The organism is Mammaliicoccus sp. P-M58 (genome assembly GCF_022386165.1).
Lineage (GTDB): Bacteria > Bacillota > Bacilli > Staphylococcales > Staphylococcaceae > Mammaliicoccus > Mammaliicoccus sciuri.
Window position 1 is genome coordinate 302,321 of sequence record NZ_JAJNJI010000001.1, and the last position, 24,592, is coordinate 326,912.

Here is a 24,592-nt window from a genome sequence, read left to right on the forward strand (position 1 = left end):
ATGAAAACGTTTTACTTAAAAATACAAAAAAATCTTACAAGCAAATGGCCGCTTGTAAGATTTTTTAATATTATTTTTGTCTAGATTTATGAGCAATATACGTTACTTCTTTTTGTAAAGTATTTGTTCTTTCTTCTAATAAAGTCATAATTTTAGCTATTTTTTCACTTTTTTTCATATCACTTGGTAAGTCGTTTGGATCAATCGAATCTCCAAATTTAATAAAGGACTTTTGTCTAAATCCAAAAATTGATTTAACTTGTTTAGGCCCTTCAAAAGCAGCTGGTACAATTGGTTTATTACTTAATACAGCAATCGTTGCAGCCCCTCTTTTTAATGGTGCTTCTCCTGTTTCTGCTCTATGACCTGATGGGAAAATACCAACACTTTTACCTTCTTTTAATAATTTAACAGGTATTTTTAAAGTACTTGGACCTGGTTTTTCTCTATCAACTGGAAATGCATTCAATGAATGAAAGAACTTATCTGACCAGTCTTTCGAAAATAATTCCTTTTTAGCCATATAATTAATTTCTGTAGGATATAAACTTAAAGCTAACATGATAACTTCTACATATCCTGTATGTGTACATGTAACGATATAAGGTTCATCAGGAACTTTTTCTTTGTTGATAGCTACAATTTGTTTCCCGAATTTTTGAAAAATAGTATGTAAAACAGTACTCGCAAATTTATACATTTAATGACCACTCTCTTCTTAATGATATACATATTCTATCATTGTCGTACTTACGTAACAAGTTTTCATACAAAATATTGTAACAATTTAAAACAACCATATCATTAGCTTTTTAAAGGAATTTCTATAATAATTATTTTATGGACAGTGTTTAAGGAGGCAATACAATGGATCAAAATCAAAATGAGGATCAACAAAATATTAATAAGACAACTTCAAATGGTTACTATTACAAACAAAAGAATAAAATCCCTTGGTATCAAAGTTGTCTTATCCCATTTCTTTCTGGTATTTTAGGTGCGGTATTAATACTCGCATTATATATCGGTGGAACTAAAATAGTAGATGTATTTAGCAATTATAATGATGAAGCAAACATTACAAAAGCACCTGCTAATGAAAAAGGTGGCAATATTAAAGATAATAAATCAAGCAACAAATCCGTTTCTAAAATGATTGAAGATGTTTCACCTTCAATTGTAGGCGTTATTAACAAACAAAAAGCAAGCGGACTAGAATCATTTTTCGGTGGTAACAATTCCGAGGATTCAAACGGGTCAGGTGATTCTGAAGAAACGGGAACAGGTACAGGTGTGATTTATCAATCTAATGGTAATAGTACTTACATCGTAACGAACAACCATGTTATAGAAGGTGCAAATGAAATAGAGGTTCGCCTTCATAATGATAAATCAGTGAAAGCTAAACTTGTTGGTACAGATGTTATGACAGACTTAGCAGTATTAAAAATAGAAGGCAATTATAATATTAAACCAATTAAATTCGCAGATTCATCAAAAGTTAAAGCTGGTGAAACAGTATTTGCTTTAGGTAACCCATTAGGTGTTGAATTTGCAAACAGTGTGACACAAGGTATCATCTCATCACAAGAACGTACAATGAATGTACAAACTTCTCAAGGTGTTACAGAAGCAACAGTAATTCAAACAGATGCTGCCATAAACCCAGGTAACTCAGGTGGTGCATTAATCGACTTAAACGGTAACCTTATCGGTATTAACTCAATGAAAATTTCAAGATCAGATGTAGAAGGTATCGGCTTTGCAATACCAAGTAATGAAGTTAACAATATCATTAAAGATATTATGGATGACGGTAAAGTTACACGACCTTATATCGGTATCAGCATGATCTCAATAGATGATATACCAAACCAATACAAAAAAGAATTAAATCTCACAACAGATAAAGGTGTTTACATTTCTGAAGTAGATAAAAAAGCAGACAACGGACTTAAAAAAGATGATGTCATCACAAAAGTAGACGATAAAGATGTATCAGTCGTTTCTGATATTAAAAATTATATCTACAATGAGAAAAAACCTGGGGACAAAATCACAATCAAATACATTAGAGATGGTAAAACACATACAACAAAAATCACATTAAAAGAACAAAACTAATTTATAAACCGCATGGGACAATGATAGAGTCCCATGCGGTTTTTAGATAGTAGCCAAAGTATTATGCTTTAGGTGTATTTTTTATGTGCTTCCATAGTTACATTTCCCACAACTTTTGTTACTATGGGCATCTTTAGTTACATTTCGACCGACTTTTGTTACTATGGGCGGCTTTATTTACACTTTCGACTACTTTTGTTATTAACAGCCTCCTTATTTACAATTTAGACTACTTTTGTTATTAACAGCCTCCTTATTTACAATTTAGACTACTTTTATAATCATATCTACTATTATATATACATAAACTCCATATAATAAAAAAAGCATGCAACTCATGTCGAGTTGCATACTTTTTCTATATACATATTTCAAACTAAAATCCTCTACCTGCGCCGCCGCCAGAGAAGCCGCCTCCTCCGCCGAAACCACCTCCGGAGAATCCGCCACCAGAACTACCTGATGAACCTCCAAAGATAAATGGTCCAGTCATACCGCGTCTTGTACCTCTTCTATTTCCACCTCTTGGAGGTCTACCGCCTCCATTTTTGAAGTAAATAATGAAGAATACAATAATAAATATGATAAAGATAATAAATGGTATTTTTCCTAATCCACTACTTTGTGGTTCGTCTTCTGTGAACTTCTTACCATCGTATCCGTAACTTTTAGCTACTTCATCCCACACTGCATCATATAAATTTGTTAACCCTTGACTGTAATAGGCGTTTGCTTTTTTAGTATCTTTAGTTTGAGAAGCTTTCTTTTGATAAGGCATGAATTTAGAATCAATCAATTCCCCAACTTTAGAGTCATTGAGGACACCTTCAAGTCCATCTCCAACTGCTATATCAATACCTCTATTGTTGTTCTCATTACCGTTATCCATATTTAAAAGAATAACAATACCACGATTATGCTTTTGGTCGCCAACCTTATAGTGTCGCCCCGCTTCTAATGCATAATCTTGGCGAGGTGTTTGACCTATTGACTTCATCGTCATTAACAAGATATCTGCATCTGTTCCATCTTGTAATTTTTGACCCTTTTGATTAATTTTGTCTTTATCTTGATCAGTCATTAATTTAGCATGATCTTGTACAAATACAGGCTGTTCTAACTTAGGAAATTTATCATCAGCTGCATGTACGACATAACTTAGTGAAAAAAAGCTAACAATAAGCAAGACACAAAATCGTTTAAACATTGATTTCATTAAGACTCGTCTCCGCCAAAGTCAACTTTTGGTGCATCTTTAGCTTCACCTTTGGCTTGGAAATATTCTTTCTTATCAAAATTAAACAATCCTGCTACGATACTTGATGGGAATCTACGAGTAGCTTGATTATATTCATTAATAGATTCGTTATAATCTTTTCTAGCTACTGCAATTCTATTCTCAGTACCAGCTAATTCATCTCTTAATCCTGTAAATTGCTTATCTGCTTTTAAATCTGGATAATTTTCACTGATAGCAAGTAAACGACTTAACGCACTATTAACTTCTCCATTTGCTTCTGCTTTTTCTTCTGGCGTATTCGCACCTGCTAATTTACTACGTGCATCAGATACATCTTTGAATACTTTTTCTTCGTGTTTCGTGTAACCTTTAACTGTATCAACTAAGTTAGGAATTAAGTCGACACGTCTTTGAAGCTGATTATCAATATTAGATAATGACTTATCCGCTTCTTCTTCAAGTCCAACTAATCTATTGTATGGACCGATCATAAATAAGCCAATAATAACAATTACTGCTACAACAACAATAATTGGTCCTAAATATTTTTTCATTAAATGTCTCCCTTTCTATTTATAAATAAATTGTCTTCTTTATTATACAATAAATACCATATGTATGCGAAAAAAGACTGAGACAAACATCGTTGCCTCAGCCCTTATAACTCATAAATATTAAACGTATTTAACCATTGTGTATTTCTTCTTACCTCTTCTAACAATTGTAAATTCATCATCTATTTTATCTTCGCTTGAAATCTCGTGGTTAACATCTTGAATACGTTCACCGTTTAAGTAAATTGCACCATTCGTAATATCTTCTCGAGCTTGTCGTTTTGAAGGAGAAACACCTGCTTCAATAATAAAGTCAACAAGTTGTACAGTTTCAGAACTTACTTCAGCTGTTGGCACATCTTTAAAACCTTCTACTATTTCTGATTTAGTTAATGATTTAATATCGCCTTTAAATAGTGCATCTGTAATTCTTTTAGCTTCTTCTACAGCTTCTTCACCATGTATAAAGCCAACCATTTCTTCAGCTAATACTTTTTGAGCTTCTCTTAAATGAGGTGCTTCTTCAACTGTTTTTTCAAGTCTTTCTATTTCTTCTCTATCAAGAAAAGTAAAGTATTTTAAGTATTTCACAACATCAGCGTCTTGTGAGTTAATCCAGAATTGGTATAATTCGTAAGCTGATGTTTTACTTCTATCTAACCAAACAGTACCTGATTCAGATTTACCGAATTTTTTACCATCTGCTTTTGTAACAAGTGGAATTGTGAAACCGTAAGCTTCAGTGTCACCGTACATTCTTCTCATTAAATCTAATCCTGTCGTGATGTTACCCCATTGGTCAGAACCACCGATTTGCATTTTACAATCGTAATTACGGTTTAAGTATCCGAAATCAATGGCTTGTAAAATCATGTATGTGAACTCAGTGTATGAAATACCTGTTTCTAATCTCGTCTTAACAGAATCTTTCGCTAACATATAGTTTACACCTACGTGTTTAGCGTAATCTCTTAAGAATGAAATTAAGTCAATTTCTTTTAACCAATCTTTATTGTTAACAAGAATAGCTGAATCTTCACCTTCAAAATCAAATATTTTATGCATTTGATTCATGATGCCTCTTACATTAGCTTCAACTTGTTCATCAGTTTGTAATTGTCTTTCTTCTGAACGACCTGATGGATCCCCAATCATACCTGTACCACCACCGACTAAGACGATTGGTGTGTGACCATGATTTTGGAAACGACGTAGTGTTAAATATGGTAATAAATGTCCAATGTGCAAACTATCAGCTGTAGGATCTGCACCACAATATATTTTAACTGACTCTCTATTTAATAATTCTTCAATTTCTTGTTCATCAGTTTGTTGATAAATTAAACCTCTCCATTTTAAATCTTCTAAAAGTTCATTTGCCATTATATTTTCCTCCTCTAAAATAGAATATAAAAAAGCACCCTCACAATAATTGTAAGGGTGCTTGAATACACGGTACCACCATACTTATGATGTAAATATATACATCATCACTCTTTAATGTTACGTACATTAATAACGTTGAACTTGTTGTTATAAAGGTGTATTCATCATTATCACTTTATCAGTTCGCAGCACCACTGACTCTCTTAAAAAGAAAATAATCACTACTTCTCCTTTAGTTCATTACCTTATGCAATTAATTACAAAGTATAATGCTAACTTTTTTAAAAGTCAACACTAAACATATATGTTATAATATTGATGATTAGATTGGAGGTAAAAATTTGAGTTCAAATCAGTCTAAAAACAAACTTAAAGAACAATTTAATCGTTCAAGTAAGAAATATAAAGATACTTTTAAAGAAACAAAATGGTCCCCAAAACTCATATTTCATACTACATACAATGTAATAAGCAATTTATTTTTCGTTATTGTATTTATTAGTTGTTTATTATTAGCTTTAGGATTGGGTATTGGCGGAGGATACTTCGCAGGACTTGTCAAAGATGAAAAAGTAATGTCTAAAAAAGAAATGAAGCAACAACTTTATTCAATGACAGAAAGTACATCTGTTTATTTTGGTTCTGGAGAGTCACTTGGTCGATTAAAAAGTGATGTCCAAAGGGATGTTATTAAAGGGAAAGACATAAGTAAGAATGTTAAAAATGCACTTATATCAACAGAAGATGAAGACTTCTATAACCATAATGGTATTGTACCAAAAGCTTTTATAAGAGCTTCTGTACAAGAAGTGCTTGGCAGTGCTAATTCTTCTGGCGGGAGTACATTAACGCAACAACTTGTTAAGAACCAACTTTTAACAAATGAAACATCATTTGAACGTAAAGCAAAAGAAATGCTACTTTCAATGAATGTTGAGAAGAACTTATCAAAAGAAGAAATTATCGATAGTTACTTGAACGTTGTTTCATTCGGTAGAAATTCAAATGGTTCTAATATAGCGGGTATTGAAGCCGCTGCTCAAGGTGTATTTGGTAAATCAGCTAAGAATTTAAACGTTGCACAATCAGCATATCTTGCTGGATTACCACAGAATCCTTACACATACACACCTTTCTTGCCGAATGGTGATTTGAAAGATGATGAATCCTTGAAATACGGCATCAATCGTCAACACTATGTTCTGAAAAGAATGTATCAAGAAGAAAAAATTACGAAAAAAGAATACGATGAAGCATTAAAATTCGACATCAAGAAATCATTTGTTGATAAGGTTGAAGAACCTAATCAGAAATATCCATTCTTAACAGAAGAAGTAGAAAAACGTACTGTTGATATTCTTAAATATCATTTAGCTAAAGAAGATAATATTTCTAAGAAAGAACTTGATCAAACACCTGTTCTTATGACGAAATACACTGAAAAAGCTAATCAAGCTATGCGAACTGAAGGTTACCGTGTAGATACAACGATTGATAAAGATATGTATGACAAACTTCAAGAAGTTAAAGATAATTCTGGTAACTACTCATGGGATAGAGAAGCAAGTTATACAAACAGTGAAGGTAAAAAAGCTTCTAAAGATTTCCAACATGAAGTCGGCGCATTATTAAAAGAAAACCAATCTGGTAAAATTCTAGCATTCGTTGGTGGTAGAGATTACGAAAAATCACAAATCAATCACGCAACAAGTGCTAAACGTTCACCAGGTTCAACAATGAAACCATTACTCACATATGCGCCTGCATTTGAAAATGGATTAATCACACCAAACACTGCCCTACTGGATAAAAAATTCGACTTCCAAGGTTATTCTCCTGATAATTATGATAGAAGAGAATTTGGGCCGGTAACAGCAGATTATGCATTAAGAAACTCTTTAAACTTAAGTACTTTAAGATTGTATAGCAATGTTCAAGACTACAAACCATGGGAAAACTTAAATAAAATGGGTATGACCGTACCTAAAGATATCCAAGATGGTTTAGCTTTAACACTTGGTACAGCAGACTTCACGTTAGAACAAGATGTGAATGGTTATAGTACTTTAGCTAATAAAGGTGAATATAATGAAAGTTATATGATTGAATCTATTAAATCACGAGATGGCGAAGTGATTTATCAACACAAAAAAGATCCTAAGCGTATCTTTAGTGAATCAACAACATATTTAACAACAAGTATATTAGAAGGTGTTCTTGATGACGGTTCTGGTTACCAAATTAAGAATTCATTTGACGGTAACTGGGCTGGTAAAACAGGTACATCACAAGATGCTAAAGATAGCCTGTTTGTAGGATATACACCAAAAGTTACACTTGGTATATGGATGGGTTACGACCAACCAATAACATTTGATGAAGACAGTCATTATCAATTATTTATGTGGAGAGATATGGTTAATGCATTATCTTCTACAGATAGAGAAAAATTAGGATACGATAGTGAATTCTCTAGACCTAGCACAGTTAAAGAAGACACAATTTGCCAATACACAAATTCTACAGGAAGCTGTAGTAGTGGTGAATCTAAATCTTCTACATTAATATCTGATAAAGTCGATACTTCGAATAAAGATATTAATTCTGACTATGTATTAAAACGACTAGGACAAGCAATTGATACAAACACATCTTCAAAAGTTAAGCCAAAAGAACGCGTATCTAAAAATTCTAAAGAAGCTTGGTCATATAAATCAAGCAGTAATAAAGATAGTAATTCAAACAGCAATAGCAAGCCATCCAGTGGTACAAGCACCGCACCACCAAGTGGCAATAATTAGATAAATCGTTTCTAATTCAAAAAAATAACACCTCATTTTCAGTGAAAATGAGGTGTTATTTTTTGTTGAGTATGATGATGTGATGGCCATGCCTTAGTTACATTTCAGCCGACCTTTGTAAATAAAAACTCACTCTACATATACCAAATATATTTTATGCACCAAAAAAACTGTTGAGACAGCCATTATTGTCTCAACAGTTTTCTAATCAGTTATATTTTATTTAGAATAATCCTACTGCAGAACCGTCTTCGTTAACATCCATATTTAATGCTGCTGGTTTCTTTGGTAAACCTGGCATTGTCATGATGTCCCCTGTTAATGCTACGATAAATCCTGCACCGGTCCTTGGTGATAATTCTCTAATTGTTATATCGAAGTCTACTGGTGCACCAAGTTCTTTTGGATCGTCTGTAAATGAATATTGTGTTTTCGCCATACAAACTGGGTATTCATCCCAACCGTTTTCTTTAATTGTCTTCAATTGTTTTAAGGCTTTATCGCTGAATTTCACAGATCTTCCGCCGTATACTTTCTGAACAATTGTTTCTATTTTTTCTTCTATAGATAAGTCCAAGTCATAAAGTGGCTTAAATGATTGTGGCGTTTCTAATACTTTTAATACTTCTTTAGCAAGTTCGACGCCACCTTTTCCGCCTTTTTCCCAAACTTCTGTTAAAGCTACTTTTACGTTATTTTCTTTACACCAATCTAAGACAACTTGTACTTCATCATCTGTATCGTGAATAAACGCATTAATTGCTACAACAGGCTCAACGCCAAACTGTTTAATGTTATTGACGTGTCTTTCTAAGTTTACGATACCTTGTTGAACAGCTTGAACATTTTCTTCTTTTAGATCTGTTTTTGCTACGCCACCATGCATTTTTAACGCACGAATAGTTGCGACTATAACAACTGCACTTGGATCAAATCCAGCTTTACGTGTTTTGATATTTAAAAACTTCTCGGCACCTAAATCTGAACCAAATCCACTTTCTGTTACGACGATATCCGCTAACTTTCTAGCAGTATTCGTAGCAATAATTGAATTACATCCATGCGCAATATTCGCAAAAGGTCCACCATGTACTAATGCAGGCGTGCCTTCTATCGTTTGCACAATGTTAGGTTTTAGCGCGTCTTTTAAAATAAGTGTTAAAGCACCTTCTACCTTTAAATTACGAACCGTTACTGGTTGCTTATCGACATTATAGCCAATTGTAATGTTAGCTAGATTTTCTTTTAAATCTTTAATGCCGTTTGATAAACAGAATATAGCCATTATTTCAGATGCAACTGTGATATCAAAACCATCTTCTCTTGGTACACCTCTAGTCGGGCCACCTAAACCAACTACGACTTGACGTAACTCTCGATCATTCATATCAAGTACACGTTTCCACTCAACTCGTCTAGAATCAATATTGAGTTCGTTACCTTGATAGATATGATTATCGATAAAAGCTGACAACGCATTATTAGCAGTCGTTATCGCGTGTAAGTCACCATTAAAATGTAAATTGATTTCTTCCATTGGTAAAACTTGTGCATAACCACCACCTGTTGCGCCCCCTTTCATACCAAATACAGGTCCAAGTGAAGGTTCTCTTAATGCAACCATTACATTTTGATTAAGTTGATTAAAGGCATCTGCTAATCCAACTGTTACCGTTGATTTCCCTTCACCTGCAGGCGTTGGACTTAAAGCTGTTACAAGAACAACTTTTCCTTTTTCCTCTAGATCATTTAGCTTTGTAATATCAACTTTTCCTTTGTAGTGACCATAAGGCTCCAAAGCTTCATGAGAAATCCCCACCTTCTCAGCAATTTCACTAATTTGCCTTAAAGTACTTTGTTTTGCAATTTCTAAATCTGATAAATGACTCAACATCGTTCACTCCTTAAATTTATATTACAAATTAAATATTAAATGACATATCCTAACACTATTAGGATATACAATTCACACATAAAAGTCGATATGTAAGCTACTTTTATTTAATTTCCCCGTAAAAAAGAACACGCCAATTATATGACGTGAACTTTATTTAAATTAATCTTCAAGCGTAGATAAGTCACCTGCTGGTAAATCTAATTCCCAAGCTTTAAGTACACGTCTCATAATTTTACCTGAACGTGTCTTAGGTAATTTATCTTTAAATTCAATTTCACGAGGTGCTGCATGACCAGCTAATCCTTCTTTAACAAACTTTCTAATTTCTTCTTTAAGTTCGTCTGATTCTTCATAGCCATCTCTTAAAGCAATAAATGCTTTAATAATTTCACCTCTTACTGGGTCAGGTTTACCGATAACACCCGCTTCAGCAACAGCTGGATGTTCAACGAGTTTAGATTCAACCTCAAATGGACCTACACGTTCACCAGCAGTCATGATTACATCATCAACTCTACCTTGGAACCAGTAATAACCATCTTCATCTTTATATGCTGAATCTCCTGAAACATACCACTCATCATTGATAAAGTAAGAATCGTATTTAGGTTGATTATTCCAAATTGTTCTCATCATTGATGGCCAACCTTTTTTAAGGGCTAAGTTACCCATTCTATTCGGTGGTAATTCATTACCTTGATCATCTACAATTGCTGCTTCAATACCTGGTAATGGTTTACCCATTGAACCTGCACGTATATCCATGGAAGGATAGTTTACAATCATATGTCCACCTGTTTCAGTCATCCACCATGTATCATGTACTCTATGATTAAATACGTTATGTGCCCATTTAATAACTTCAGGGTTTAATGGTTCACCTACTGAAAGCACATGTCTTAATGATGAAAGATCATATTTACTAACAACATCATCACCAGCACCCATTAACATACGTAGTGCAGTTGGCGCCGTGTACCAAATTGTTACGCCATATGTTTGAATAAAGTCATACCAGCCTTCTGGTGAAAATCTTCCACCGACGATACAATTTGTAACACCATTTAACCATGGACTAAAGATACCGTATGATGTGCCTGTTACCCAACCTGGGTCAGCTGTACACCAATAAACGTCATCTTCTTTAAAGTCTAATACATATTTACCAGATATATAATGTACGATCATAGCCTCTTGAACATGTAATACACCTTTAGGTTGTCCTGTAGAACCTGATGTATAATGTAAGATCAAACCATCTTCTCTATCTAACCATTCAATATCAAATTCATCACTTGCATGTTCAAATGATTGATTGAAATCAATGTATTCATCACTTACTTCGTCATCTACAACGACAATATGTTCAAGGTTTGGTAATTCATCTTTCGGAATTCTACCAACTAAATCATTCGTCGTAATGATCACTTTAGCTTCACTATTTTCTAATCTGTCTTTAACTGCTTTTTCCATAAAAGCTTCGAATAATGGTCCTACGATAGCCCCAATCTTCAAAGTACCTAATAAAGAGAAATATAATTCAGGTGTTCTAGGCATAAATATAAATACTCTATCACCTTTTTGTACATTCGCTTCATTTTTCAAGACATTTGCAGCTTTATTACTCGCGATTTGTAATTCTTTAAATGTATAACTATCTTGTCTATTGCTATCTTTATAATGAAGTGCAATTTTATCCCCTTTACCATTGTCTACATGACGATCGATACATTCGTAAGCCATATTTATTTTTCCAGTTTCACTCCAACTGAAATTCTTTTCGATATCTTTCCAATTATGATTTTTTACTGTTTCATCATAATCAGCAAGGTTATAAGAATCATTTAATGCTTCGTAAACTTCGACTTTCATTTAAATCTCCCCTTTTATGAATGTAATCGTTTTCAATAAAGCCTATTTACATTATAATATAAATAGATGATACTTTTCAAAAAAATTTGATTATTCAAAATACATATTACAAATATAGAATATCATACTTAACGAAAGGAGGTACAACATTGGAATTCAAGAAGACTTTTATATCTGAAACTGTCCCCTATGATAAAGACACAGATATTATCGTTGAAGGACCTGTACATCCAGATGAATTACGAAACATGACTTTTGATGAAGGACTCAATAGTTTTAGAGTATCTAAAGAACAATTTGAGGCCATTATTGAAATTGCTGAATTGCCTGAAGGAAGAATAATTATCGCACGTATTGATCAACATATTATCGGTTATACGACATACTTATACCCTGACCCATTAGAGAGATGGTCTGATGGTAATTTACCGTATATTCTTGAGTTAGGTGCTATTGAATTGTCTTTAGGTTATCGTAAATATGGTCTAGGTAAAAAAATGCTTCAACTTGCTATGAAAGCACCTGAAATGGAAGATTTCATCGTCATTACAACTGAATATTATTGGCATTGGGACCTTAAAAACAGTGGTTTAGATGTTTATCAATATCAAAAAATCATGCACAAAATGATGGCTGAAGGTGGATTAGAAGTATTTGCAACAGATGACCCTGAAATAATTAGTCATCCAGCTAATAGCCTAATGGCAAGGATTGGACAAAATATTCAACAAGAACAAATGGAAGCATTTGATAAACTCAGATTTATGAATAGATTTTTCTTTTAGAGGGGGTTTGAATTTATGTTAGTTGAAAAAATTATGACATCACCTTGTACAACAATACAAAGTGATAAATCTATTGAAGATGCTTTAGTATTAATGACACAAAAAGAAATTAGACATTTACCGATTGTTGATGAAGACGATCATTTACTAGGTATTATTTCTGATAGAGATATAAAAATGGCTCTGCCTAGTATATTATCTGATGACGAGCCCAACAAAAGTTTGTCATTATCTGTTTCAAAAATAATGAGACGTAATGTGATACGTTGCCATCCACTTGATTTCGTAGAAGATATTGCACTAGATTTTTATGAAATGTCTATTGGTTCAATTCCAGTTATTCGAGATAATAAAGTAATTGGTATCGTTACCCAAAAAGACATGCTCAATACATTTTTAGAACTTACAGGTGTGACTATGCCTGGTTCTATTATTGAAGTACATATTGATGATAAAGTTGGCGCACTTCATGATATTACTAGAATATTTAAAGAACAAAATATTGATATCTTAAACGTTTTAGCATATGCAGATCAACAAGATATTAATAAGAGATACCTGATGTTACGAGTGAAATCAATGAATCCAGAGAAAATATACAAATTATTAGAAGAACAAGATTATCATGTCATCTATCCGTTTGGTATAAAAAATGACTAATGTTAAATATGTATATTCTGAAGATTTATTGAAATATCGTTTTTCAGATAGTCACCCTTTCAATCAAATGAGACTTAAATTAACAACTGATTTACTATTTGATTTAGGTGTATTAACCGAAGCACATATTATTCCACCTCGGGTAGCGACTGATGAAGAACTTCAACTCGTACATGAACCAAATTATATAGAAGCAATAAAGAAAGCTGGCAATGGTGATTTACCATTAGAAGAATATGATAAATACGGATTAAATTCTGAAGACACGCCACAATTTATAAATATGCATGAAAATAGTGCACGTGTTGTTGGTGGAACTTTAAGTGCAGTAGATGCCGTTATGACTGGAGAAGCAACAAGAGCATGCCATCTTGGCGGTGGCTTACATCATGGCTTTAAAGGTAAAGCGAGCGGATTTTGTATATATAATGACAGTGCTGTTGCCATTCAATACATGCAATCAAAGTATAATCAACGTGTCTTATATATTGATACAGACGCACATCACGGCGATGGCGTACAATGGTCATTTTATACAAACGAAGATGTCATGAACTATTCTATACACGAAACTGGTCGATACTTATTTCCAGGCACTGGTGCGTTAACAGAACGCGGTGATGGCAAAGGATTTGGAACGACTGTCAATGTACCATTAGATGCTTATACAGAAGACGATTCATACATAGACGTCTTTAAAGATACAGTAGAAGCAGTTTGTAAAGCATATAAACCAGATGTCATACTAAGTGTAAATGGTGTGGATATACATTATTTAGATCCACTCACACATTTAAGTTGCACACTTGATACATTGTATAAAATACCGTATATCGTTAAAGGTTTAGCTGATAAATATTGTGATGGCAAAATCATTATGATTGGAGGCGGTGGCTATAATATATGGCGCGTTGTACCTAGAGCGTGGTCACATGTATGGTTTGCACTAAATGACCTAACAACACCTGAAGGATCAATACCAGATTCATGGTTACAAAAATACCAACCTCACGCACCATTACCACTACCTTCAACTTGGATAGATGAAAAAGAAGACTATACTGAAATACCAAGAAGAACAGAAATAACTGAAAAAAATAATAATACTAAACTAAGAATATTAGACTGGTTTACTTAAATATTAAAAAAGACGACAGAAACAATTTATATGTTTCAGTCATCTTTTTCTATTATTTAGTTGTACCTCTATATTCTACTCTATAAGGTAGAATCACGTTAGGTTCATCAATTTGTTCGTCATTCATATATTTAGTTAATAATCTCATACCAACTGCACCAATATCATATAATGGTTGTGTCACACTTGATAATTGAGGTCTAACCATATGAACTAATCTTGTATTATTGAAACTTACAACTTGTAAATCATTTGGTACATTAACGCCTGCATCTTGTGCTGCGTGTACAATACCAATTGCTTGTTCATCACTAATACATAAAATAACATCCGGCTTATCTTGAGAAACAGCCTCATAAGCACGACTACCATCTTTATATGTTTCATTACCAACAAATTTAGCATTGTCTTCGATTTCAAGTCCAGCTTCTTGAAGTGCAAGTTCTAATCCTTTAAAAGCATCATCTTGTGCTTTTTCTGAATATCCTCCACCTACAAATGCAAATTTTTTAGCACCTTTCTTAATCAATGACTCAGCAATTTCTTTACTAGCTTGTGTATAGTTAATGTTAACTGAAGCAAGTTTAGAGTCTTTATCATTCGTACCTGATACGACTACTGGTACTGATGACTTATCAATAAGGTCTACTGTTTCATCTGTTAAAGTACCACCTAAGAAAATAATGCCGTCAACTTGTTTACTTAATAAATTATTAAATATCTCTTGTTCTTTTTCACTATCATTGTCAGAATTTGAAATGATTGTATGATATTTATACATAGTAGCAATATCTTCTAAACCACGAGCTAATTCAGAATAATAAACATTTGAAATGTCAGGAATAATTACCCCAACAGTTGTTGTTTTCTTACTTGCTAAACCTCTAGCTACAGCATTAGGTCTATAATTTAATCTTTTAATTACTTCATTTACTTTATCACGTGTTGAAGGCTTTACATTTTGGTTGCCATTCACTACACGTGAAACTGTTGCCATTGATACTTTTGCTTCTCTTGCAACATCATATATTGTTACGGTCATAATATCCTCCTATCTTGAAAACGTTTTCTACTTTATTCTAGCACGTTTTCATAATGTTTTCAAAATATATGAAAGCGAACTCACAATTAACAATTATAAAAGATTATAAAGGTGTTGTCGATACAATTGCTCTAATATTTTTGGATTTTGTGTAAATTGTAAATAGTTTTTCAGAAAACAAACGAACATATGTTAATTTACAACATAAAAAAACTGGCGAAAAGTTATGATAACTTTTCGCCAGTCGATGTATATGAAAATTATTTTTCGTATAATTTAGCAGCTTCAACGATTTCTTTGTAGAATGCGTCAAATTCATTTAAGTCCATTTGTTGTCCAGCGTCACTTAACGCTACTGATGGATCAGGATGTACTTCTGCCATTACACCGTCAGCTCCAACTGCTAATGCAGCTTTAGCACATGGTAGCATGATGTCTTTACGACCAGTACTATGCGTAACGTCTACCATAACTGGTAGATGTGTACCTTGTTTTAAAATTGGAACTGCTGAAATATCTAATGTGTTTCTTGTAGCTTTTTCATATGTTCTAATACCACGTTCACATAAGATAATATTATTGTTACCTTGTGAATGAATATATTCTGCAGCGTAAATGAATTCTTCGATAGTTGCAGAAAGACCACGTTTTAATAAGATAGGTTTGTTTGTTTTACCTGCTTCTTTTAATAACTCAAAGTTTTGCATGTTTCTTGCACCAATTTGGAATACATCTAAGTATTCATCAGCCATTTCAAAGTGTGCAGGACTTACAATTTCACTTACGATATTTAAACCGTATTTATCTTTAGTATTTTTAAGAATTTTTAATCCTTCTTCACCTAAACCTTGGAAGTCATAAGGAGAAGTACGTGGTTTAAATGCGCCACCTCTAATGAATTTTTCGCCTCTATCAGCTAATTCTTTCGCAACAGTATCAACTTGTTCTTGTGATTCTACAGAACACGGCCCGAATACGAATGATTTTTTATTATTACCAATAATTGCACCATTGTCGAATTGTACAATAGTATCTTCTGGTTTTAATTTACGAGAAACATATAAATGTTTTTCATTTTCAGATTTTTGTAAGTCAGTAGAAGCTTTAAAGATTTCTTTAAATAATTGCTTAATAGTATTGTCGTTATATGGTCCTTGGTTATTATCAATTAAATGATTTAACATTTCTTTTTCACGTTGTGGATCATATACTTGAGTACCTTGTTTACGTTTTTCTTCACCAATTTTTTTAGCTAAAGTACCACGCTCTTGTAATAAAGCTAAAATTTCATCATTAATACCTTCAATTCTTTTTCTTAAATTCTCTAATTCATTTGACATCCTTTTTCACCTCATGTAAACAATTTAACTCACATACTTTAAAGCGATAAAATATATAAGTAATTAGATGTTAGTATAACAATTAAAATGATCTGATTCAACCCCAACATCTCAAAAATATTAAAATTTATTACTAATCAGACTAATAAAGTATATTTTAATTTATAATGGTGTTCATTACAATATAAAAAACTACCGAAAAGTTATGTTATAACTTTTCGGTAGTACAAATAATATGCGTTATACATCACTTATTTATTATTTTTTATCGAAAGTTTTTTTCTCTACAACTGTTTTTGGACCTTTTAAGTCTTCATTTTCTACTTCAGATTTAATCGCACCTTTTTGTGCTTTTAATTCTTCATCGCCTACATCGTCAGCTGTTACAACGCCTTTGTTAGCTTTCTTTTCAGCTTGTTTAGATTTTACTTCTTCTGCTTTTTTCTTAGTTTCTGTTTTCTTTTCTGAAGCTTTTGTTTTAACTTCTTCTTTTTTATCTGTAGCTTTAGCTTTTACTTCTTCCGCTTTTTGACTAGCTTCTTCTTTTTTATCAGCAGCTTTAGCTTTCACTTCTTCTGCTTTTTCGCTCGCTTGTGCTTTTTTATCTTCAACTTTAGTTTTGACTTCTTCTTTCTTTTCTTCAGCTTGTATTTTGATTTCTTCAGCTTTAGATTGAGCTTGAACTTTTAAGTCGTCAGTTTTAGTTTTAACGTCATCGATAATTTTGTTTGATTTCTCACTTAAATCATCTTGTAGTTCTTTCCCTGATTTAGGTGCTAGTAATAAACCAACAATTCCGCCTACTACTGTACCTAATACTACACCAAATACAAAATCTCTACCGTTTGTATTTTTTTCATATTCAGCTTCATATGTTTCTAGACCATGTGTATATAAATCTCTATTGTATTTGTTTTCCATTTTATTTTCCCCCTAATTTTATTAAAGAAATCAGGCTGTGACATTTTTTATATGCCTCAGCCTGAAAAGATTGTTATTTGCTTCCATGCACTTTATTTTTTCAAGCCTGCACCAATTTTATCTTCATCTAAGTTGTCACCTGATGTTGTTTTTTCATTGTAGTCTTTCGGCACTTGCGCTTCAAAATCTTTAGAAGCATTTACATTATTTTTGTACGATACATTACTTCTACGATCTCTTCTTAATTGCCATTTATCTGCAACTTCCATTGCAACATTTGACCATTGAATAACTTGAGAAATCTTATCTTCATTTTGTGAGATATTGTGTGTAATAGAGTTTGTAACTCTATCTACTGAATTATTAAGTGTTTGTACAGAATCTCCAACACCTTTAACTGCATCTACTACTGAGTTTAAGCGTAATGATTTATCTTGAATATCTTCAGTTAAACGATTTGCTTTATGAAGTAAATCTGTAGATTCACGAGTGATACCTTGTATTTGGCCTTGAATGCCATCTAAAGTTTCATTAATTCCTTTAACTGTTTTTAATAATTGCATTAAAAATAGTGCTAAGACAACACAAATAATTAAAAATGCAACCGCAGCAATTATGCCTGCTATTGGTAAAATCCAATCCATACTGAACGCCTCCTAATAATTATAAAACTATTCTTTATTCGATTTACTAATATTTAATACCCTCACTATTAAAGTATAAACATATTATATTTAATGTGATAGTGAAGTAACATAGGCTTTTTGAACTTTTTGAATATCTCCAGCACCCATAAATAGTATAACACCATTATCATGCTTTTGTAGCTGAGAAACAGATTCTTCACTTATTAAATCCGCATTAGGAATTAATGCTTTTAAATCATGTATTGTCAGCTCACCTTGTTGTTCTCGAATAGAACCAAAGATGTCACATAAGTATACTTTATCAGCAAGGTTTAAACTTTCAGCAAATTCGTTTAAGAAAGTTTCTGTTCTTGAAAATGTATGTGGTTGAAATACTGCAACAACTTCATTTTCAGGATATTTTTTTCTAGCTGATTCAATTGTAGCATTTATTTCTCTCGGATGGTGTGCATAGTCATCGATTAAGATTTGATTATCGTAAAAACTTTCACTAAATCTTCTTTTTACACCACCAAAAGTTAATAATGCTTCTTTAATATTTTCAATATCAAGTTTTTCTAAATGGCAGATTGCAATAACAGCTAATGCATTTAGAACGTGGTGATCACCATACATAGGTGTTGTAAATGTACCTATGAGTTCGTTTTTAGATTTGAAGTATACATCAAATGTTGTACCTTTAGAAGACGTTTGAATATTTTCAGCATAGACATCATTGTCGTGTTCGAAACCATAAAAGTAAATTGGAACATCCGCTTTAATTTTTCTAAGTTCAGCATCATGTCCCCAAGCAACGATTGCTTTTTTTACATTACTAGCCATCTCTTGGAATGCATTTGTTACGTCTTGTAAATCTTTAAAATAGTCTGGATGATCAAAATCAATATTTGTCATAATCGCATAATCTGGATAATAACTTAAAAAGTGTCTTCTATATTCACAAGCTTCAAAAGCAAAGTATGAGCTATCAGGTAATCCCATACCTGTTCCATCACCTATTAAGAATGATGTCTTTTGATCACCATTCATGACATGTGATAATAATCCAGTTGTCGATGTTTTACCGTGTGCACCTGTAACAGCGACTGATGTATATTGAGACATAAATTCACCTAGGAATATATGATATCTTTTTACTTCAAGTCCCATGTCGTAAGCTTTTGCTATTTCAGGGTGTGTATCTGGAAAGGCATTACCTGCTATAACAGTCATGCCTTCTTGAATATTTTCTACATCAAAAGGTAATATTTTAATGCCTTTATTTTTTAATGCTATTTCAGTAAATACTGTATTCTCTATATCAGAACCTTGTACTTTATGTCCCATGTCGTGCATGATTTGTGCAAGTGAACTCATACCTGCACCTTTTATGCCGACAAAATGAAATAATGTCATTTCATGTCACTCCTTCTATTTCTTAAATGTTAGTTTCTCTTTCTTCTATCATATCTTTAGTAATAAGTACATCTCTTGGTTTAGAGCCGTTAGGTCCTGATATATAACCTCTCTCTTCAAGATTATCAATCATTCTCGCTGCTCTATTATATCCAATTTGGAAATGTCTTTGTATAAGTGAAGTTGAAATATGACCTTCGTTTAACATAAACTCACAAACTTCATCAAACAGTGCATCAGCAGGTTGTTCATTTACCTTTTTCAACAATGTTTCTTCTTTGAATAGATAATTAGGTTTCATTTGGCTACTAACATTTTCTACTGTTTCATCAATTTCATCATCTGATACAAATGCACCTTGAACTCTTATCGGTTTATTCATACCGTTACCAAGATATAACATATCACCATTACCAAGTAATTTCTCTGCTCCACCAACATCAAGAATTGTTCTAGAGTCAATAGAAGACGATACCATGAATGATATTCTTGTTGGTACGTTTGCTTTAATTAAACCTGTAATCACATTGACGGATGGTCGTTGTGTCGCAAGAATCATATGTATACCACATGCTCTAGCTTTTTGTGCAATTCTAGCAATAAATTGTTCAACTTCTTGAGGTGACATCATCATTAAATCAGCTAACTCATCTATAACTATAATGATTTTTGCCATTCTTTGCTCGTAATTTGCTTTCTTATTAAATGCAGTAATATTTCTAACATGTAATTCAGCAAAACGCTTATATCTACGTTCCATCTCTTCAACTGCCCATTTTAAACTAGCAGTTGCTGCTTTAACATCCGTAATAACTGGCGCAACTAAATGCGGCAAATTATTATATGGTGCAAGCTCTACCATTTTCGGATCAATCAGTAATAGTTTCAGCTCATCTGGATGATTTTTATAAAGTAAACTTGTTAAGATAGCATTAATACATACTGACTTACCAGAACCTGTTGCACCAGCAATGAGCGCATGAGGTGTCTTAGCAATATCCATTAATAGCGGTTCGTTATTAATTTTAAAGCCCATTGCTACAGTCAGTTTACTTTCGGCTTGTTGAAAAGGTTTAGACGTGATCATTTGGCCTAATGGAATCTTTTTAGGACTTTGATTAGGCACTTCGATACCTACTAAACTTGTACCTGGAATAGGCGCTTCAATACGAATATCTTTAGCAGCTAATGCCATCTTAATGTCATCTTGCAACGCAGTAATTCTAGATACTTTAACACCTTTTTCAACAGATAATTCAAACCTTGTAACAGTTGGCCCTTGTATCATATTGACAACATGTGCAGGCACATTAAAATGATAAAAAGCTTCATCTAGTTCTTTTTTCTTTTCCTCTAACCATTCACTATTATCTTCTTCCTCGACTACATCGTCTAATATAGATACTGGTGGAAGTACATAGGATGGTCCTTTACGTTTAACAGCTTGGTTAGACTCAATTTGTTCGTTTTGAGTTTCACTTTCTGTTTCTTGAATGTTAGATGTTTGTGTCTTGTTGATATTTGATGAATTCTTAAATGCTTGATGTTTGCGTTTATCTGAAGGCGTCATCATAACGTTAAATGGTGAAGACTTTCTAACAGACTTAGGTTTCAAGATAGGTTCGTGAGAAGTTGTTTCTTTAGGTTCTTCATGTTGTTCAGGTTCTTGAACCGTGTTTTCTGTTTCTTTAGGATCATTATTTAATTCTTCTTCTGCAATAACATTATCCGCTTCTTGTGTTTCTGTATCATTTTCCACATCAAAATGATCAGACTCGAATAAGCTTTCATTATTATCTTCTTCAGTTTCATCAAATGTTAATACATCTTCAGCATTATCGATTGTTTCTATTTCTTCAGCTTCAGAATCTTCTACTTCTTCAAAATGTATATCATCTTCGACAAATTGTTCAGATTGTGTAATCGATGCATCATCTTCTTCAAGAGAATCATGCGTATCAATTATTTCTGATGGTTCGATAACTTCTTCATTTGAAACTTCATTATCTTCTTCAAAATGTTGTATTGCTTCAGCTCCACTAATTTCTTCTACTTCATTACTTGATTCAACTTCTTCAAATTCTGAAGCATCCTCTTCATTTGAATCATGAGTTGAGTTGACAACTTCATTTTCAGTATCAACTTCTTCAATGACTTCATCAACATTGTCTTGTTTAATGTCATCTTCAATATCATCAAAATCCAAGTCTATCTCTTTAAATTCATATGTAGTTAAATCATTGACGTCTGGCTGTAATGCATTAGAATTAGCCGTCTCTTCTTGATGGTCACTTAATTCATCTTGATATATGTCACTTTGTAAATCATCGTGCAATGCTTCTTGTTCATCTTCCACGTCTTGATAATCTTTTGGATCATTTTTAATATATGAAGCTTGTTGTTTTAAGTAATAGTCTTGATTTTTAATTTGTGACTTTGTTTCTTCTGAATCAAGACTGTTAAGTTCTTGTTCTCTTTTTTCTCTTAAAGCTTTTTCAAATTGTTTTTTCTTTTGAAGTTTCTTCTCGCGTTCTTTTCTAATTTCAGAAACAATTTGTGAAGCATAAATATTTTCAATGTTTATCGTATTGTCCGTCTTTGAATAAGTAGGGACATCTCGTACGATTTCACTACTTTGTTTACGCTTATTTTCTTTTTCAGTATCATTATCTGATGGTTTAGTTGAATGATCTTTCAAACCACTATTTGGAACTTCTTTTTGTTTTCTCATACCGAATATTGCTGAAGGTACTTCAGAAGCTTTAAATTTTGGTTGATGTAATGCATTCAATCTTTCTTCAAATTGATAGTCATCATTATAACGTTTACTGTTGTCGTAGCGTTGAGAAGATTGTTTACTTTTCGTTTCGTAATGATGTGTTACATCTTGATCATAACTTCTTGACTTCTTAGCGGGTTCATATGCATCCACATTACGATTTCTTCTACGTCTTCTTCTATTTGTTGGAAAAGAAGCTGAGCTTTCATCATAAAATCTACTATCATGATATTTCTCTTCATGTTGACTTGTTTCATTATCATGTTGATGATGCTCTTGATTTATTTGTTCTTCATATTCCATTTGTATTGGAAATCTAAATTTGCCTTTAGGTCTTCTATAAATTTCTTCATTAGTTGAATCGTCATCTGGATGATGATCAAAAGACACTTGATCGCTTTTTTGCTTTTCATTTTTTTGTTCATTTTTCGATTGCCCGAATATATCATCAAACCAACTCATAGGTTCACTACCTTTCGTCTTCAAAGAATGGTGTTCCTACAGTATAACTATCATCTAGTACCATTATACCTTTTTCTTTTGGAGCACCTTCTAAATCAAGTTCTTTCATTGAACAAATCATACCGCTAGAAGGAACACCACGTAATTCTGCATCTTTAATAATCATTCCACTAGGCATTACCGCTCCTACTTTAGCAACAACAACATTTTGTCCTTGATCAATATTTGGAGCACCACATACAATTTGTAATGTTTCATTACCAACATCAACTTTACATACTGATAGTTTATCTGCATCAGGATGTTTTGATTTTTCAGATACGTATCCTACTACAAACTTAGGAGATAAATCCACGTCTAGTTTATAATTAATATTATTTTTCTCTAATAAGTCTTGAATACTATTAATGTGTTTCTCTTCAACTTTAATATTGCCATTGCCTTCTATTTGAACATATTTAGAAGCATTGAATATATTAAATCCAACAATTTTATCTTCACTTTTAATAATTGTTAAATCATTTTGATAATCATATTCTAATCCTTCAGTTAAAGGTTCTAAAGTAACCATTAATACGTCGCCAACACCATTTTTATTATAAAATAAATTCATTTCTCCTACTCCTTACAATCTTTTTTGATTATTTTTCATTTTTTTAAATATTTCTCTATTTTTTTCTAATCGCTCAATAACTTCTTGGTTTCTCTTACGAGAGTGATTTTTACCTAAAATAAATATTGGTTCTAAAGGTTTATCAGGTGTATAAGAGAATGATAATGATGTTATTGGCACTAAGCCATTTTGGAAGAATTGCATGGTCATTTGCGCTACAATATCATATCCAATTTCATTTTTAATATCACAAATCACCAATACATCTTGATGAGGTGTAGCTAATAACATTTCCCCTTCAATATTTTGATAAACATCTTTTAAGAATGTCTGATTGAGAATACGTGAAGCATCATATCCGTCATTCGTATTAATGAAATAGAACGTATTGCCTTGAACTTCATCAGACTTGTAAGTTGTTTTTCTCTTCTTTATATTAAATAACGCTTGCTCTTTAATTTGTTCTTTCGTTAAATTAAGTTCACTGAGCATAGACTCATCTATTAGTCTATAAGTATTACCTAAATCAAGCGCATAATATATATTTGTTTCAGCTGTATGTTCATCAATGACAAAAGGTGTACCCTCTTTCGTTTCTTTATGAAAACTAGTAGACCTTATGACAGGCAAGATTTCAATTTTATTAATTTCTTTATTGGATTCATCTTGCATTGCATTTATTGTTTCAGTGACGTAATAAACAATTTCGTCTATTGTTTTATTACCGTTATTTTTATATTTAGCAATAATCGGAGCTAATTTAACTGAAAGCCCTTTTTGATTATCAGTTCGTTCAATTCTTAAACTTTCATTTTCCCTATCAAACTTAAAATTTGCATCTAAAGTTTTCAATCGGTCTTTTAATAAATCTCTCATTTGAAAGACATTCATACTTAACACTCCTATTTTTATACCTCTATATAGTTTACAACAAAT

General features: G+C 32.5%; 19 protein-coding genes and 1 other annotated feature. Of the genes, 5 read left to right on the plus strand and 14 right to left on the minus strand.

Going from position 1 to position 24,592, the window contains the following annotated elements:
* Nucleotides 1-70: 70 nt before the first annotated feature.
* The gene (locus tag LQ694_RS01495; protein WP_096791812.1) at nucleotides 71-700 is read right to left on the minus strand and encodes a lysophospholipid acyltransferase family protein; all 630 of its coding nucleotides are present in this window, start codon (nucleotides 698-700) and stop codon (nucleotides 71-73) included.
* Nucleotides 701-867: 167 nt separating this feature from the next.
* Here LQ694_RS01495 and LQ694_RS01500 point away from each other — a divergent pair, with 167 nt between their 5' ends.
* A complete protein-coding gene (locus LQ694_RS01500; protein WP_081047005.1) occupies nucleotides 868-2,124 on the plus strand; it encodes a S1C family serine protease in 1,257 nt (418 codons plus the stop codon).
* Nucleotides 2,125-2,500: 376 nt separating this feature from the next.
* Here the strand turns inward: LQ694_RS01500 and LQ694_RS01505 are convergent, their stop codons facing one another.
* From LQ694_RS01505 to tyrS, 3 genes are all read right to left on the minus strand, one after another.
* Complete coding sequence (locus LQ694_RS01505) at nucleotides 2,501-3,340, minus strand: TPM domain-containing protein (RefSeq protein WP_058612008.1); 840 nt, start codon at nucleotides 3,338-3,340, stop codon at nucleotides 2,501-2,503.
* A complete protein-coding gene (locus tag LQ694_RS01510) occupies nucleotides 3,340-3,918 on the minus strand; it encodes a LemA family protein (protein WP_049318639.1) in 579 nt (192 codons plus the stop codon). The genes LQ694_RS01505 and LQ694_RS01510 overlap by 1 nt, the downstream gene beginning before the upstream one ends.
* 120 nt (nucleotides 3,919-4,038) lie before the next feature.
* On the minus strand, nucleotides 4,039-5,301 hold the full coding sequence (tyrS, locus tag LQ694_RS01515) for a tyrosine--tRNA ligase (RefSeq protein WP_058612007.1): 1,263 nt from the start codon (nucleotides 5,299-5,301) through the stop codon (nucleotides 4,039-4,041).
* A 50-nt stretch (nucleotides 5,302-5,351) separates the two neighbouring features.
* Nucleotides 5,352-5,545, minus strand: a binding site (T-box leader).
* A gap of 100 nt (nucleotides 5,546-5,645) precedes the next feature.
* Here tyrS and LQ694_RS01520 point away from each other — a divergent pair.
* Nucleotides 5,646-8,105, plus strand: coding sequence for a transglycosylase domain-containing protein (locus tag LQ694_RS01520; protein WP_096791811.1), 2,460 nt, complete (start codon nucleotides 5,646-5,648; stop codon nucleotides 8,103-8,105).
* Between the two features lie 223 nt (nucleotides 8,106-8,328).
* Here the strand turns inward: LQ694_RS01520 and LQ694_RS01525 are convergent, their stop codons facing one another.
* Nucleotides 8,329-9,996: a formate--tetrahydrofolate ligase gene (locus tag LQ694_RS01525; protein ID WP_231493089.1), complete on the minus strand. Its 1,668-nt coding sequence runs from the start codon at nucleotides 9,994-9,996 to the stop codon at nucleotides 8,329-8,331.
* Between the two features lie 165 nt (nucleotides 9,997-10,161).
* Nucleotides 10,162-11,874, minus strand: a complete 1,713-nt coding sequence (acsA, locus tag LQ694_RS01530; protein WP_065381254.1) for an acetate--CoA ligase — start codon at nucleotides 11,872-11,874, stop codon at nucleotides 10,162-10,164.
* A gap of 149 nt (nucleotides 11,875-12,023) precedes the next feature.
* On the opposite strand from acsA, the gene LQ694_RS01535 reads away from it, so the two are divergent.
* The 3 genes from LQ694_RS01535 to LQ694_RS01545 are packed head-to-tail and all read left to right on the plus strand — an operon-like array spanning nucleotide 12,024 to nucleotide 14,457.
* Complete coding sequence (locus tag LQ694_RS01535) at nucleotides 12,024-12,659, plus strand: GNAT family N-acetyltransferase (RefSeq protein ID WP_096791810.1); 636 nt, start codon at nucleotides 12,024-12,026, stop codon at nucleotides 12,657-12,659.
* 15 nt (nucleotides 12,660-12,674) lie between these two features.
* Nucleotides 12,675-13,319 carry a CBS and ACT domain-containing protein gene (locus LQ694_RS01540; protein ID WP_049318635.1) on the plus strand — a complete coding sequence of 215 codons (645 nt, stop codon included), beginning with the start codon at nucleotides 12,675-12,677 and terminating at the stop codon, nucleotides 13,317-13,319.
* Nucleotides 13,312-14,457, plus strand: a complete 1,146-nt coding sequence (locus tag LQ694_RS01545) for an acetoin utilization protein AcuC (RefSeq protein ID WP_196968329.1) — start codon at nucleotides 13,312-13,314, stop codon at nucleotides 14,455-14,457. The genes LQ694_RS01540 and LQ694_RS01545 overlap by 8 nt, the downstream gene beginning before the upstream one ends.
* A 52-nt stretch (nucleotides 14,458-14,509) precedes the next feature.
* On the opposite strand, the gene ccpA is transcribed toward LQ694_RS01545, so the two are convergent.
* The 8 genes from ccpA to LQ694_RS01585 form a co-directional block, all read right to left on the minus strand.
* Nucleotides 14,510-15,499: a catabolite control protein A gene (gene ccpA, locus LQ694_RS01550; protein WP_058612002.1), complete on the minus strand. Its 990-nt coding sequence runs from the start codon at nucleotides 15,497-15,499 to the stop codon at nucleotides 14,510-14,512.
* A gap of 260 nt (nucleotides 15,500-15,759) precedes the next feature.
* Nucleotides 15,760-16,839 (minus strand): bifunctional 3-deoxy-7-phosphoheptulonate synthase/chorismate mutase, encoded by a 1,080-nt coding sequence (locus LQ694_RS01555; protein ID WP_239771792.1) that lies wholly within the window; start codon nucleotides 16,837-16,839, stop codon nucleotides 15,760-15,762.
* Between the two features lie 258 nt (nucleotides 16,840-17,097).
* Entirely contained in the window at nucleotides 17,098-17,760 is a 663-nt protein-coding gene (locus LQ694_RS01560; protein WP_096791809.1) for a YtxH domain-containing protein, read from the minus strand.
* Nucleotides 17,761-17,852: 92 nt separating this feature from the next.
* Nucleotides 17,853-18,404, minus strand: a complete 552-nt coding sequence (locus tag LQ694_RS01565; RefSeq protein ID WP_048539566.1) for a DUF948 domain-containing protein — start codon at nucleotides 18,402-18,404, stop codon at nucleotides 17,853-17,855.
* Nucleotides 18,405-18,494: 90 nt separating this feature from the next.
* Nucleotides 18,495-19,802 carry a UDP-N-acetylmuramate--L-alanine ligase gene (murC, locus tag LQ694_RS01570; RefSeq protein ID WP_070373266.1) on the minus strand — a complete coding sequence of 436 codons (1,308 nt, stop codon included), beginning with the start codon at nucleotides 19,800-19,802 and terminating at the stop codon, nucleotides 18,495-18,497.
* Nucleotides 19,803-19,824: 22 nt separating this feature from the next.
* On the minus strand, nucleotides 19,825-23,067 hold the full coding sequence (locus tag LQ694_RS01575) for a DNA translocase FtsK (RefSeq protein WP_306427568.1): 3,243 nt from the start codon (nucleotides 23,065-23,067) through the stop codon (nucleotides 19,825-19,827).
* Nucleotides 23,051-23,656 carry a YtpR family tRNA-binding protein gene (gene ytpR, locus LQ694_RS01580; protein WP_065381256.1) on the minus strand — a complete coding sequence of 202 codons (606 nt, stop codon included), beginning with the start codon at nucleotides 23,654-23,656 and terminating at the stop codon, nucleotides 23,051-23,053. Before ytpR ends, LQ694_RS01575 begins: the two co-directional genes overlap by 17 nt.
* Nucleotides 23,657-23,668: 12 nt before the next feature.
* Nucleotides 23,669-24,547: a DUF1444 domain-containing protein gene (locus LQ694_RS01585; protein ID WP_025905281.1), complete on the minus strand. Its 879-nt coding sequence runs from the start codon at nucleotides 24,545-24,547 to the stop codon at nucleotides 23,669-23,671.
* Between the last annotated feature and the right edge of the window lie 45 nt (nucleotides 24,548-24,592).